Genomic DNA, 13,332 nt, shown 5'->3' with positions numbered 1-13,332 from the left:
AAACGATGGATTCGGCCGTGCAATGCAACGATCCATCCATTTGGCGGTGACGCCGGCGGGACGGCGGGGCTGGCAGGATGTCCCCATGAGCGAGACGCGCACCTGGTCGGCCGAGGTCGCTGTTCCGAGGGAGTCCCGGCCGCGGCTCTGGTGGGAGGTCGCGATCATCCTCGGGCTCTCGCTCGGGCAGTCCGCGATCTACTCCGTCATCACGATCGTCGACCGCGCGACGCAGAGCACGCCGCTGTCGCAGCAGAAGGCCGAGGTCAACCCCAGCCAGTCCAGCCGGGAGGTCTTCGACTTCCTGTACCAGGTGCTCGGCAACCTGTTCCCGCTGTTCGCGGTCGCGCTGGTGATCTACCTGCTCTGGCAGCCGCAGCGCAGCGGCTTCCGCCGGATCGGCCTCGACCTGACGCGGCCCGCGCGCGACCTGGGCGGCGGGGCACTGCTCTTCCTCGTGATCGGGATCCCCGGCATCCTCTTCTACGCCCTGGGCCGCATCCTGGGCCTGACCGTGACGGTGGAAGCCTCCACGCTGAACGCCCACTGGTGGACGGTGCCGGTGCTCATCCTGGCCGCCCTGCGGGCGGCGCTGCAGGAGGAGGTGATCGTCGTCGGCTACCTGTTCACCCGGCTGCGGCAGCTCGGGTGGGGTACATGGACGATCATCCTGGGGGCCGCCGTGCTTCGCGGCAGCTACCACCTGTACCAGGGGTTCGGCCCGTTCGTCGGCAACGCGATCATGGGCGTCGTCTTCGGCTGGTGCTACACCCGCTGGGGCCGCGTGATGCCGCTCGTCGTGGCGCACACGATCATCGACATCGTCTCGTTCGTCGGCTACCCCCTCGCCGTCGCCCTCTGGCCCGCCATCTTCGCCTAGCCGCACCCCTCCCGGGCCCTCCCCTGCGTCGGCCCCTCCGTCGAGTACACGAAAAGTGCACGAAATCGGGGCGATTCCGTGCACTTTTCGTGTACTCGACGGTGGGGGGACGGGGTCAGGCGAAGGCCTCGGGCGGGGGGCAGGCGCAGAAGAGGTTGCGGTCGCCGTAGGCCTGGTCGATGCGGCGCACGGGAGGCCAGTACTTCGCGCGGACGAGAGCCGGGACGGGGTACACGGCCTGCTCGCGGGAGTACGGGTGGCTCCAGTCGGATGCGACGGCGGCCTCCGCGGTGTGCGGCGCGTTGCGGAGGGGGTTGTCGTCGGACGGCCAGTCCCCCGCCGCGACGGCGTCGGCCTCGGCGCGGATCGCGATCATCGCGGCCACGAAGCGGTCGAGCTCCGCGAGGTCCTCGCTCTCGGTCGGCTCCACCATGAGGGTGCCCGCGACCGGGAACGACATGGTCGGCGCGTGGAAGCCGTAGTCGATCAGTCGCTTGGCGACGTCGTCGACGGTCACTCCGGTGCGCTCGGTGAGCGGACGCAGGTCGAGGATGCACTCGTGCGCGACCAGCCCGTCCTCGCCCGCGTAGAGCACCGGGAAGTGCTCCCGCAGCCGCGCCGCGACGTAGTTGGCCGCGAGCACGGCCGCACCGGTCGCATCCTTCAGCCCCTCCGCGCCCATCATCCGGACGTACGCCCAGCTGATCGGCAGGATGCTCGGGCTGCCGTACGGCGCCGCCGAGACCGGCGCGCCGCCGTGCTCGACCCGGCCGCCGCCGGCGAGCGGGTGCGTCGCGTCCTGCGCGAGCGGGTGCCCCGGCAGGAACGGCGCGAGGTGCGCCTTGGCCGCGACCGGGCCGACGCCCGGTCCGCCGCCGCCGTGCGGGATGCAGAAGGTCTTGTGCAGGTTCAGGTGGCTGACGTCGCCGCCGAAGTCCCCGAACCGCGCGTAGCCGAGCAGCGCGTTGAGGTTCGCGCCGTCGACGTACACCTGGCCGCCCGCGTCGTGCACCGCCTGCGTGATGGCCACCACTTCGTGCTCGTAGACGCCGTGCGTCGACGGGTAGGTGATCATCAGCGCGGCCAGCGTGTCCGCGTGGTCCGCGATCTTGGCGCGCAGGTCGTCCAGGTCGACGTTGCCGAGCTCGTCGGTGGCGACGACCACGACGCTCATGCCGGCGAGCACGGCCGAGGCCGCGTTCGTGCCGTGGGCGGACTGCGGGATGAGGCACACCGTCCGCTGCAGGTCGCCGCGCGAGCGGTGGTACCCGCGGATCGCGAGCAGTCCGGCGAGCTCGCCCTGGCTGCCCGCGTTCGGCTGCAGGGAGACCGTGTCGTAGCCCGTGACGTCGGCCAGCCAGCCCTCGAGCTGGTCGATCAGCTCGAGCGAGCCGGCAACGTCCGCGGCGGGGGCGAAGGGATGCAGTGCCGCGAACTCGGGCCAGGTGACGGCCTCCATCTCGGTCGCCGCATTCAGCTTCATGGTGCACGAGCCGAGCGGGATCATGCCGCGGTCGAGCGCGTAGTCGCGGTCCTGCAGCAGGCGCAGGTAGCGCATCATCGCGGTCTCGCTGTGATGCGTGTTGAACACCGGGTGGCTGAGGTAGGCCGACTCGCGGACGAGCGCCGCGTCGAAGGATGCCTCGGTCGCGGCAGGCAGAACCGCCTCGCCCTCGACCGTGCCGCCGAGCGCCTCGATCAGGTCGGCGAGCGGGAAGACCCCGTCGCGCAGGTCGGCGGCCGACTCCTCGTCGACGCTCAGCGAGACGAGTCCCGCGTCGGTCGCGTGCACCAGCAGCCCGCGCTCGTGGGCGCGGCGGACGACCGTGGCGGCGTCATCCACCTCGACCTGGAGCGTGTCGAAGTATGAGTGCGACAGGACCTCGACGCCGGACTCGCGCAGGGCGTCCGCCAGGGCGACGGTCGACAGGTGCACCTGACTCCCGATCGCCCGCAGGCCCGCCGGGCCGTGGTAGACCGCGTACATCGCGGCCATCACGGCGAGCAGCACCTGGGCGGTGCAGATGTTCGAGGTCGCCTTCTCGCGACGGATGTGCTGCTCGCGCGTCTGCAGGGTGAGCCGGTACGCGGGCTTGCCCACGGCATCCTGCGACACACCGACCAGACGGCCCGGCAGCTGCCGCTCCAGGCCCTTGCGGACGGCCATGTAGCCGGCGTGCGGGCCGCCGAAGCCCATGGGGACGCCGAAGCGCTGGCTGGTGCCGACCGCCACGTCGGCGCCGAGCTCGCCCGGGCTGCGCAGCTGCGTGAGCGCCAGCAGGTCGGCGGCGGCCACCACGACGGCGCCCGCCTCCTTGGCGGTGCGGATGGCGGCGGACGGGTCCCAGACCCGACCGGAGGCGCCCGGGTACTGGACGAACAGGCCGAACGCGTCCGACAGCTCGGGGGCGTCGGACGGCAGCGACGCCAGGTCGAGGACGACCAGCTCGATCCCGACCGCGTCCGCGCGGTTGCGCAGCAGGGCGAGCGTCTGCGGGAAGGTGTCCGCGTCGACGACGAAGCGTGCGGACTTCGCCTTGGATGCGCGGCGCGCCAGCAGCATCCCCTCGACGACCGCGGTGCCCTCGTCGAGCATCGACGCGTTGGCGGTGTCCAGCCCGGTCAGGTCGGAGACCATCGTCTGGAAGTTGATCAGCGCCTCGAGGCGCCCCTGCGAGATCTCCGGCTGGTAGGGCGTGTACGCCGTGTACCATCCCGGATTCTCGAGCACGTTGCGCTTGATCACCGCCGGGGTGATCGTGCCGTAGTAGCCGAGGCCGATGAGGCTGCGGTTGACGGTGTTGCGCGCGGCGATGGCGCGGAGCTCGCGGAGGGCGGCCCGCTCCCCCAGCGGCGCGGGGAGCGCCGGGGTGCGGTCGCCGTCGACCCGGATCGATTCGGGGACGGCGGCGGTGACGAGCTCCTCGACGGAGCTCCAGTCGCGGGAGGCCGCCGCGGCGATCGCGGACAGCATGGTGCTCTGCGCGTCGCCATCGGTGCCGATGTGACGCGAGGGGAAGAGGTCGGTCATGTGAGGGGTTGGAACCTTACTCGCCGGTCAGGGCGGCGTACTCGTCGTAGCTCAGGAGGTTGTCGGGCAGGGCGCTGAAGCGGACCTTGACGAGCCAGCCCTCGCCGAACGGGTCCGAGTTCACCAGCTCGGGCGCGTCGACGACGGCGGAGTTCGCCTCCGCGACGACGCCGTCGACCGGCGCGAACAGCTCGCCGACCGACTTCGTCGACTCGATCTCGCCGACCACGCGGCCGGCGGTCACGTCGCTGCCCTCCTCGGGCAGCTCGACGAACACCACGTCGCCCAGCTTCTCGGCGGCGTAGGAGGTGATGCCGACGGTCGCGACGTCGCCCTCGACCAGGAGCCACTCGTGCTCGGGCGTGTACTTCAGGTCTCGTTCTGCGGCCATGGCTAGCGCTTCTTTCTGCTGTAGAAGGGGAGGGCGGTGACGGTGAACGGGAGGCGCGTGCCGCGCACATCCACATGGAGCACGGTGTTCTCGCGGGCGAGCTGCGGGGCCACGTAGGCCATCGCGATGGGGACGCCTAGCGTCGGCGAGAGGGCGCCGGAGGTGACGACGCCCACCGCGGCGTCCTCGCCGTCGGCCACGTCCTTCGCGTACACGGGGTAGCCGGCGCGCGCGGCGCGCTTGCCCTCGCCGACCAGCCCGACGAGCACGCGGGCCTCGGCGTCGGGGCCCTCCTCGCTGGCGGCGCGGCCGACGAAGTCGGTCTCCTTGGCGAGGTTCACGACCCGGCCCAGGCCCGCCTGCGCCGGCATGGTGTCGAGGCCGAGCTCGTGGCCGTACAGCGGCATCCCCGCCTCGAGGCGGAGGGTGTCGCGGCTGGCGAGACCGGCCGGGACGAGGCCCTGGGCGGCGCCCGCCTCGAGCAGCGCATCCCACAGGGCCCGGGCGTTGTCGGGCGCCAGGTACAGCTCGAAGCCGTCCTCGCCGGTGTAACCGGTGCGAGCGATGAGCACGGGATGCGTCTCGAACTCGGCCGGCAGCGACCAGTAGTACTTGAGGGCCGAGAGGCGCTCGCCGAAGTCGGCGCCGCCCAGCGCTCCGGCGTCGGCGGAGAGGCCGGCGGTCGCGAGCAGCACGGAGAGGGCGGCGGGACCCTGCACCGCGATCAGCGCGATGTCGTCGGACTCGTCGAACACCTCGACGTCGAACGGCGCGGTGCGGTCGCGCAGCTCCTGGGCCACGGCATCCCGGTTGGACGCGTTCGCCACCACCATGTAGCGGTCGTCGCCGGTGCGGTACACGACGAGGTCGTCGATGATGCCGCCCGAGCGGGACAGCAGGAGGCTGTACTTCGCCTGGTCGACGGCGAGGGCCGACAGCCGGCCCGCGAGGGCGTAGTCGAGCGCCTCCCCGGCCTCCGGGCCGATGAGCACGATCTCGCCCATGTGCGACAGGTCGAAGAGCCCGGCGGCGGTGCGCACGGCGTGGTGCTCGGCCAGGTCGGACGAGTAGCGCACCGGCATCTGCCAGCCGGCGAAGTCGGTGAAGGACGCGCCGGCCGCGCTGTGCGCGTCGTGGAGCGGGGAGGTGCGTTCGCCGGTCTGCCGGTCGGACGGCTGGCTCTGCTGCGAGGTCATGAGTTCTCCGATTCGCCGGCCGAGCGGCCGGGGGCTGCGGGGGCGTGACCGCCCCGGGAAGAACTCCCCCTCTGTCATCCGGCCTGAGAGTTTCACCGCGTCCCGTGAGGAGCGTGGCTTTCACCGTGGGCGAGGACGGCGGGCGCCGTCCTGCTTTTCAGAGTGGCCAGTCCGATGCGGTACGCGTACCTGAGAGATTGTCGGGGAGGATTGCTCCTTCGGTGCCGTCCGCTCGCGCGCCCGGCTCTCCCGCATCGACCTCGTTGGCCCGGTATTCAGTTGGATGTCCGGCCAGCATATCCGGTTCCGCGCCCCCGCGCTCTTCTCGCGGCCGCCCGCGACCCCGTCCCTCGCACGATTTGTGCCAAATCGTGGTTATGGCGGGCGCATAACCGCGATTTGGCACAAATCGCGGCCGGGCGGAGGGTGGCGCTTGGTGTTCGGGTTGGGGTGACACTAAGATGGTGGCGGAGTTAAGGTAACGATGACTCTTAGGGACGGAGGGTGACCATGGCCGAACAGCACGAGAGCGCGAAGCTCGCCGTGTCGACGGTCATCTTCGCGCTGCGGTCGGATGAGGAGACCGGCGGGGTGCCGCAGGTGTGGCTGCCGCTCGTGCGCCGCATCCGCGAGCCGTTCGACGGGCGCTGGGCGCTGCCGGGCGGGCCGCTGCGCGTCGGGGAGGACCTCGCCTACGCCGCCGCGCGCACCCTCGACGACACGACGGGGCTCACGCCGAGCTACCTGGAGCAGCTGTACGCGTTCGGCGACCCGGACCGCTCCCCCGGCGCCGAGCGCGTCGTGTCCGTCGTGTACTGGGCGCTGGTGCGCAGCGATGAGGCCGAGCGCGCGAGCGTCGGGCAGAACGTGCGCTGGTTCCCGGCCGACGAGCTGCCGCAGCTCGCCTTCGACCACAACGTCATCGTCGAGTACGCGCTCTGGCGGCTCCGCACCAAGATGGAGTACTCGCGGATCGCCCTCGCCTTCCTCGGCGAGCGCTTCACGCTGGCCCAGCTGCGCGGCGTGCACGAAGCCGTGCTCGGCCGGCCGCTCGATCCCGCCAACTTCCGCCGCACCATCGAGGCGTCCGGCACCGTCGTCGCCACCGACGAGTACCTGACCGGCACGCCGCACCGGCCGCCGCGGCTGTACCGCTACAACGACACCATCGACCTCGCCGACGCGGGGCCGCTCCCCCGCCAGCAGCATCCGTTCGAAGGAAGAAGCGCATGACCATCGCCTCGGTCGACACCACCATCCGGCTGATCGCGTCGGGCCAGCTCGACGGCGAGACCTGCACGCCGGAGCTCGCCGACGCCCCCTGGGAGTTCGACCGGCTGGCGCCCTCGTACGGCCCCGGCGCGTCGCTCGGCGACCCCATCCCGGCGAACGCGCCGCGGCAGGGCGAGCTGCCCGAGGAGTACCGCACCGCCTCCGCCCAGGAGCTCGGCGACCGCATCCGCGCCGCCAAGCAGACCCTCGGCGACCGGGTGGCCGTGATGGGCCACTTCTATCAGCGCGACGAGGTCGTGCAGTACGCCGACTTCGTGGGCGACTCGTTCCAGCTGGCCAACGCGGCCAAAGCGCGACCGGAGGCCGAGGCGATCGTGTTCTGCGGCGTCCACTTCATGGCGGAGACGGCGGACATCGTGTCCCGCCCGGACCAGCGGGTCATCCTCCCCAACCTGGCGGCCGGATGCTCGATGGCCGACATGGCCGACCTCGACTCGGTGCAGGAGTGCTGGGAGCAGCTGGAGGAGCTGTACGGCACCGAACCGGATGCGGACGGCCGCGTGCCGGTCATCCCCGTCACGTACATGAACTCGTCGGCGGCGCTCAAGGCGTTCTGCGGCGAGCACGGCGGGATCGTGTGCACCTCCTCCAACGCCGCCACGGTGCTGGAGTGGGCGTTCGAGCGCGGGCAGCGCGTCCTCTTCTTCCCCGACCAGCACCTGGGCCGCAACACCGCGAAGGCGATGGGCGTGCCCCTCGAGCGCATGCCGCTGTGGAACCCGCGCAAGGCCTGGGGCGGCACCGACGCGTCCACCCTGCAGGACGCGCGCGTCATCCTCTGGCACGGCTTCTGCTCGGTGCACAAGCGCTTCACGGTCGGCCAGATCGAGCACGCGCGCGCCGAGTTCCCGGGCGTCCGCGTGATCGTGCACCCCGAGTGCCCGATGGATGTGGTGGATGCGGCCGACGAGTACGGCTCGACCGACTACATCGTGAAGGCGATCCAGGCGGCGCCGGCCGGGTCGACGTTCGCGATCGGCACCGAGATCAACCTGGTGCAGCGGCTGGCGGCGCAGTTCCCGCAGCACACCATCTTCTGCCTCGATGCGGTCGTCTGCCCGTGCTCGACGATGTACCGCATTCACCCCGGCTACCTCGCGTGGGTGCTGGAGGCGCTGGTGCGCGGCGAGGTCGTGAACCAGGTGGCGGTTCCCGAGACGGTCGCCGCGCCCGCCCGGGTGGCCCTGGAGCGGATGCTCGCTGCGCGGCCCGACACCACGATGGCGGCGTGACATGAGCCGCGTGGTCGTCGTCGGGAGCGGCATCGCCGGTCTCACGGCCGCACTGCGGGCGCACACGCTCGGGCACGCGGTCACGATCGTGACCAAGTCCGCGCTGAGCGACGGGAGCACCCGCTTCGCGCAGGGCGGGATCGCCGCGGCACTCTTCCCGGACGACAGCGTGGCGGCCCACGTCGCCGACACGCTGCGCGCCGGGGCGGGCCTGAACGTCCGGGAGGCGGTCGAGGCGCTGTGCGCGGACGGCCCGGAGCGGGTGCGCGAACTGATCGCGCTGGGCGCCGCCTTCGACCGCGACGGCGACGGCTTCGCCCGCGGGCTGGAGGCCGCCCACTCGTCGGCCCGCGTGCTGCACGCGGGCGGTGACGCGACGGGGGCGGAGCTCGAGCGGGCGCTCGTGGCCGCAGTCCGCGCGGCCGGGATCGCGATCGTCGAGCGGGCGTTCCTGGCCGACGTCCTGGTGCGCGACGGGCACGCGGCGGGCGTGGCGCTGCGCATCGACGACCGGGCGGTCGAGCTGGATGCGGATGCGGTCGTGCTGGCCACCGGAGGCTGGGGGCGGCTGTACGCGCACACGACGAATCCCGCGGTGGCGACCGGGGACGGTGTCGCTGCGGCCTGGCGCGCCGGCGCGGCGCTGGCCGACCTGGAGTTCACGCAGTTCCATCCCACCGCCCTGTACACGGCGTCCGCGCCCGCCGGCGCCGGGGCGTTCCTCGTGTCGGAGGCCGTTCGCGGTGAGGGCGCGGTGCTGCGCAACGCCCGCGGCGAGCGCTTCATGACCGACGTGCATCCGGATGCCGAACTCGCCCCGCGCGACGTGGTGGCCCGTGGCATCGCGGTGGAGATGGCGGCGCAGGGCGGACGTCCGGTGCTGCTGGATGCGACGGCGCTCGGCGGCGCCTTCCTTGCACGCCGCTTCCCGACCATCGACGCCGCCACCCGCGCCGCCGGGTACGACTGGGGCCGCCGGCCGATCCCGGTGACACCGGCGGCGCACTACGCCATGGGCGGCGTCGCGACGGATGTCGAGGGCCGGACGACGGTGCCCGGACTGTTCGCGGTCGGAGAGGTCGCCTGCACGGGCACCCACGGCGCGAACCGCCTGGCGTCGAACTCGCTGCTGGAGGGCCTCGTGTTCGCGCACCGGGCCGCCGGCGCCATCGGCGCACCGTGGACGGAGACACCCGAGTGGATGCGCGAGGGCGCGATCACAACGCTCCCCGATTCCGGCACGACCACCGCCGCATCCCGGCGCTTCGACCGTGCGCGGCTCGCCGAACTGCTGTGGCAGTCCGCCGGGCTGCACCGCGACGGCGCGCGGCTGGAGGCGGCCGCGGCCGAGCTCGCCGCGACGCAGCTGCCGGAGCCCGGTGAGGACGCCAACCTCCTCACCCTCGGCCGCCTCGTCGTCGCCGCGGCGCTCCGCCGGGAGGAGTCGCGTGGCGCGCACTTCCGCTCCGACTTCCCGCTGCCGGACGAGGGTGCGCCCGTCCACACCGTCCTCCCCGGCGCTGCGCTCCCCGGCATCGGCGCCGACCGTTCGCAGCCGACCCGACTCGAGGTGCCCGCAGCATGCTGACCCGCCAGATCATCCACACCGTCGTCCAGGCGGCCCTGACCGAGGATGCGCCGTGGGGCGACATCACGAGCCAGACGCTCATCCCGGAGTCCGCGACCGCGACCGCCCACCTGGTGGCCCGCGAGCCGGGCACGTTCGCGGGCGGGGAGGTGTTCGCCGCGGCGATGACCCTCACCGACCCGGCCGTGGACGTCGACCTCCGCGTCGCCGACGGCACGGCCTTCGCGGCCGGCGACACCCTGGCATCCGTGACCGGACCGGCCCGGTCGGTGCTGCAGGGAGAGCGCGTCGCCCTCAACTTCGTGCAGCGGATGAGCGGGATCGCGACGCTGACCGCCGCCTTCGTCGCGGAGGTGGCCCACACCTCCGCCCGCATCGTGGACACCCGCAAGACCACGCCGGGACTCCGCGCGTTCGAACGCCACGCCGTGCGCGCGGGCGGCGGCAGGAACCACCGCTACTCGCTCTCGGACGCGGTGATGGCCAAGGACAACCACCTCGCCGTGCTCACCGCCCAGACCGGGCTGTCGCTCACGGACGCCCTGCGCCAGGTGCGCGAACAGCTGCCGCACACCACCCACCTGGAGGTCGAGGTCGACCGGATCGACCAGATCGAGCCGGTACTCGCCGCCGGCGTCGACACGATCATGCTGGACAACTTCTCCCTCGACGAGCTGCGCGAGGGCGTCGCGCTCATCGCGGGCCGGGCGATCGTGGAGGCCAGCGGCAATGTGAGCCTCGCCACCGTCCGCGACATCGCCGAGACCGGGGTCGACGTGATCTCGTCGGGCGCGCTCACGCACAGCGTCCGCTCGCTCGACCTGGGGCTCGACGTGGTGGTCGAGTGATCTACCTGGACGCGGCCGCCACCGCCCCGGTGCGCCGGGAGGTGCTGGAGGCGATGTGGCCGTACCTCACCGGGGACTTCGGCAACCCGTCCAGCCACCACGGCGTCGGCGAGTCCGCGGCCCGCGCGCTCGCGGACGCCCGCGCGGCCGTGGCCGCGTGGCTCGGCTGCCGCGCCTCCGAGGTCGTCTTCACCTCGGGCGGGACGGAGGCGGACAACCTGGCCGTCAAGGGAATCGCCCTCGCGAACCCGCGCGGACGCCACGTCGTCACCACCCCGATCGAGCACGAGGCCGTGCTGGAGTCGGTCGACCACCTGGTGCGGCTGCACGGCTTCTCGGTCACGTTCGTGCCGGTCGGCCGCGACGGGCTCGTCGCCCCCGACGATTTCGCTGCGGCCCTGCGGCCCGGCACGACGCTGGCGTCGGTCATGCTGGCCAACAACGAGGTCGGGACCGTGCAACCGGTCGCCGAGCTCGCACGGCTGGCGCACGAGCACGGCATCCCGTTCCACACCGACGCGGTGCAGGCGGCCGGCTGGCTGCCCCTCGACGTCGGGACCCTGGGGGTGGATGCGCTGAGCGTCTCGGGCCACAAGCTGGGTGCCCCGAAAGGCATCGGCGCGCTGTTCGTGCGGGGGCGCATCCCCCTGGAGCCGGTGCTGCACGGCGGCGGTCAGGAGCGCGGGCGGCGCTCCGGCACGGAGAACGTGGCCGGGGCGGTGGGCCTGGCGACGGCCGCACGACTGGCCGCGGACGGACTCGCGGAGCGCGCGGCGGCGGCCGCGGCGGCACGGGACGCGTTCGTCGCGGCGGTCCTTGCGGAGGCGCCGGGAGCGGAGGTGACCGGGCATCCGACGGAGCGGCTCCCCGGCACGGCGTCCTTCGTGTTCCCGGGCGTGAACGGCGAAGCCGTGCTGCTGGAGCTGGAGCGCCGCGGCGTCGTGTCCTCCAGCGGGTCGGCGTGCGCGGCGGGCAGCGAGGACGCCTCGCACGTGCTGCTCGCGCTCGGCTACCCGGAGGATGTGGCGCGTACCGCGGTCCGCTTCTCCTGGGGTCCGGACGTCACGGCGGAGCGGCTCGCCGCGGTGGGGCCGGCGGTCGGGGAGGCGGTCCGCGCAGTGAGCCGGCTCGGCGACGGACCCCGCGGCGCGCACTAGGGCGGCAGGCGTCAGAGTCCTCCGGTATCCCCCGTAAATCAACCGTCTGTGCCCGCCTCTGCGCGCCGCCTACCGTCCTCCCCAACCGAGAGCCCCGCATCCGCGGGCGACCAGGGAAGAGGACATCATGACCGAGCCGACGCCGGCAGCCGAACACCGGGAGCCCGGTGACGCCGTCTACGACCGGGATTCGACGGGCGCCGCCGTTCCCGTGGACCGGACCCACACGCTCCGCAACGACGTGCTGGAGCGGGAGAAGAGCGAGTTCGGCGGGATGAAGTTCGGTTCCGCCTTCTTCGGCTGGCTCACCGCAACGGGAACAGCCGTCCTGCTCACGGCGATCGTCGCGGCGGCCGGTGCGGCCGTGGGCCTCGGAGCCTCCGGCGGAGACACCGACAACGCGGTCGATCAGGCCAACAAGAACGCCTCCACCGTCGGCATCATCGGTGCGATCGCGCTCGCCGTCATCCTGTTCGTCGCCTACTACTGCGGCGGCTACGTCGCCGGGCGCATGGCCCGGTTCGACGGCGCGAAGCAGGGCATCGCCGTCTGGCTGTGGGCCGTCATCATCGCGGTCGTCGTGGCCGTGCTCAGCCTGGTCCTCGGCAGCCAGTACAACGTGCTGGGCACCCTGAACAGCTTCCCGCGCATCCCCCTCACCGAAGGATCGGTGACCCTCACGGGCGTCATCACGGCGATCATCGTCGCGATCGTCAGCCTCGGTGGCGCCATCCTGGGCGGAATCGCGGGCATGCGCTACCACCGTCGTGTCGATCGGGTGGGACTCGGTCGCTAGGCACGGCGAGTCCCGGAGACGGGACCGCACGAGCGGGGCAGAAGCTCGCCGCGGCGGGCACAAGCACACGAGGAGAACCACATGATCAACGAGAACAACATCGCCGCACTCATCGGGACCAAGGTCATCGATCGCGACGGGGACAAGATCGGGAGCGTCGGACAGATCTACGTCGACCCGTCCACCGGCCGGCCGAATTGGGCGTCGGTGCGGACCGGCCTGTTCGGCACCTCCGAGAGCTTCGTGCCACTCGACGACGCTGTCGAAGAGCCGGACGGGCTCCGCGTGCCGTTCGAGAAGGCGGTCGTGAAGGATGCGCCGCGCATCGAGGACGACGCCGAGCTGAGCCCCCAGGAGGAGGACCAGCTCTACTCGTACTACCGCGGGAACGGCACGGCCTCCGGCCTCGGCACCGCGGACGCCACGACCGGAACGGCGACCACCGCCGGGGCGGGTCACGACACGTCGGGTCCGAACACCGACGACGCCATGACGCGCTCCGAGGAGCGGCTCGACGTCGGCACCGAGCGGGTCGAGACCGGCCGGGCACGGCTGCGGAAGTACGTCGTCACCGAGAACCAGCAGGTGGAGGTGCCGGTCACCCGCGAGGAGGTCCGGGTGGAGCGCGAGCCCATCACGGACGCCAACGTCGGTGAGGCCATGGACGGTCCGGAGCTCAGCGAGGAGGAGCACGAGGTCGTCCTGCACGAGGAGCGTCCCGTGGTCGACAAGGAGACCGTGCCGGTCGAGCGCGTGCGCCTCGACTCCGAGACGGTCACCGGCACGGAGACGGTGAACGAGGATGTGCGCAAGGAGCGCATCGACGTGGAGGGCGAGGGGCGCGGCTCCGGCGTGTGAGCGTCGCGAAGAGAGGAGGGCGTCCGTCGGGCGCCCTCCGCTTTTCTGCGCTCAGCGAACTT

Annotated in this window: 11 protein-coding genes and 2 riboswitches; of the genes, 8 read left to right on the top strand and 3 right to left on the bottom strand. The window is 72.4% G+C overall.

Going from position 1 to position 13,332, the window contains the following annotated elements; all coding sequences use genetic code 11:
* Nucleotides 1–85: 85 nt before the first annotated feature.
* Nucleotides 86–880 (top strand): CPBP family intramembrane glutamic endopeptidase, encoded by a 795-nt coding sequence (locus tag ACTJI1_RS04930; RefSeq protein ID WP_440741766.1) that lies wholly within the window; start codon nt 86–88, stop codon nt 878–880.
* Nucleotides 881–995: 115 nt separating this feature from the next.
* On the opposite strand, the gene gcvP is transcribed toward ACTJI1_RS04930, so the two are convergent.
* The 3 genes from gcvP to gcvT are packed head-to-tail and all read right to left on the bottom strand — an operon-like array spanning nt 996 to nt 5,498.
* On the bottom strand, nt 996–3,911 hold the full coding sequence (gene gcvP / locus ACTJI1_RS04925) for an aminomethyl-transferring glycine dehydrogenase (protein WP_440741765.1): 2,916 nt from the start codon (nt 3,909–3,911) through the stop codon (nt 996–998).
* 16 nt (nt 3,912–3,927) lie between these two features.
* Nucleotides 3,928–4,302, bottom strand: a complete 375-nt coding sequence (gene gcvH, locus ACTJI1_RS04920; protein ID WP_310130066.1) for a glycine cleavage system protein GcvH — start codon at nt 4,300–4,302, stop codon at nt 3,928–3,930.
* Between the two features lie 2 nt (nt 4,303–4,304).
* Nucleotides 4,305–5,498 carry a glycine cleavage system aminomethyltransferase GcvT gene (gcvT, locus tag ACTJI1_RS04915; protein ID WP_310130069.1) on the bottom strand — a complete coding sequence of 398 codons (1,194 nt, stop codon included), beginning with the start codon at nt 5,496–5,498 and terminating at the stop codon, nt 4,305–4,307.
* A gap of 64 nt (nt 5,499–5,562) precedes the next feature.
* Nucleotides 5,563–5,664: riboswitch (glycine riboswitch) on the bottom strand.
* Between the two features lies 1 nt (nt 5,665).
* A riboswitch (glycine riboswitch) is annotated at nt 5,666–5,760 on the bottom strand.
* Between the two features lie 248 nt (nt 5,761–6,008).
* Between gcvT and ACTJI1_RS04910 the strand changes: the two genes are divergently transcribed.
* The 7 genes from ACTJI1_RS04910 to ACTJI1_RS04880 all read left to right on the top strand — a co-directional run bounded on the left by ACTJI1_RS04910 (nt 6,009) and on the right by ACTJI1_RS04880 (nt 13,270).
* Nucleotides 6,009–6,731, top strand: coding sequence for an NUDIX hydrolase (locus ACTJI1_RS04910; RefSeq protein WP_440741764.1), 723 nt, complete (start codon nt 6,009–6,011; stop codon nt 6,729–6,731).
* The gene (gene nadA, locus ACTJI1_RS04905; protein WP_440741763.1) at nt 6,728–8,023 is read left to right on the top strand and encodes a quinolinate synthase NadA; all 1,296 of its coding nucleotides are present in this window, start codon (nt 6,728–6,730) and stop codon (nt 8,021–8,023) included. Before ACTJI1_RS04910 ends, nadA begins: the two co-directional genes overlap by 4 nt.
* Nucleotide 8,024: 1 nt before the next feature.
* Nucleotides 8,025–9,611: an L-aspartate oxidase gene (nadB, locus tag ACTJI1_RS04900; RefSeq protein WP_440741762.1), complete on the top strand. Its 1,587-nt coding sequence runs from the start codon at nt 8,025–8,027 to the stop codon at nt 9,609–9,611.
* A complete protein-coding gene (nadC, locus tag ACTJI1_RS04895; protein WP_310130084.1) occupies nt 9,605–10,459 on the top strand; it encodes a carboxylating nicotinate-nucleotide diphosphorylase in 855 nt (284 codons plus the stop codon). The genes nadB and nadC overlap by 7 nt, the downstream gene beginning before the upstream one ends.
* Nucleotides 10,456–11,616 (top strand): cysteine desulfurase family protein, encoded by a 1,161-nt coding sequence (locus ACTJI1_RS04890; RefSeq protein ID WP_440741761.1) that lies wholly within the window; start codon nt 10,456–10,458, stop codon nt 11,614–11,616. Before nadC ends, ACTJI1_RS04890 begins: the two co-directional genes overlap by 4 nt.
* A gap of 127 nt (nt 11,617–11,743) precedes the next feature.
* Complete coding sequence (locus ACTJI1_RS04885) at nt 11,744–12,412, top strand: hypothetical protein (protein WP_440741760.1); 669 nt, start codon at nt 11,744–11,746, stop codon at nt 12,410–12,412.
* Nucleotides 12,413–12,493: 81 nt separating this feature from the next.
* Nucleotides 12,494–13,270, top strand: a complete 777-nt coding sequence (locus ACTJI1_RS04880) for a DUF2382 domain-containing protein (protein WP_440741759.1) — start codon at nt 12,494–12,496, stop codon at nt 13,268–13,270.
* Nucleotides 13,271–13,332 lie beyond the last annotated feature (62 nt).

Origin of the sequence: Leifsonia sp. 22587 (assembly GCF_052044215.1) — a bacterium.
Taxonomy (GTDB): domain Bacteria; phylum Actinomycetota; class Actinomycetes; order Actinomycetales; family Microbacteriaceae; genus Leifsonia; species Leifsonia shinshuensis_C.
Note: the sequence above shows the minus strand (reverse complement) of the source record. Positions and strands in the feature narration are given on the sequence as shown.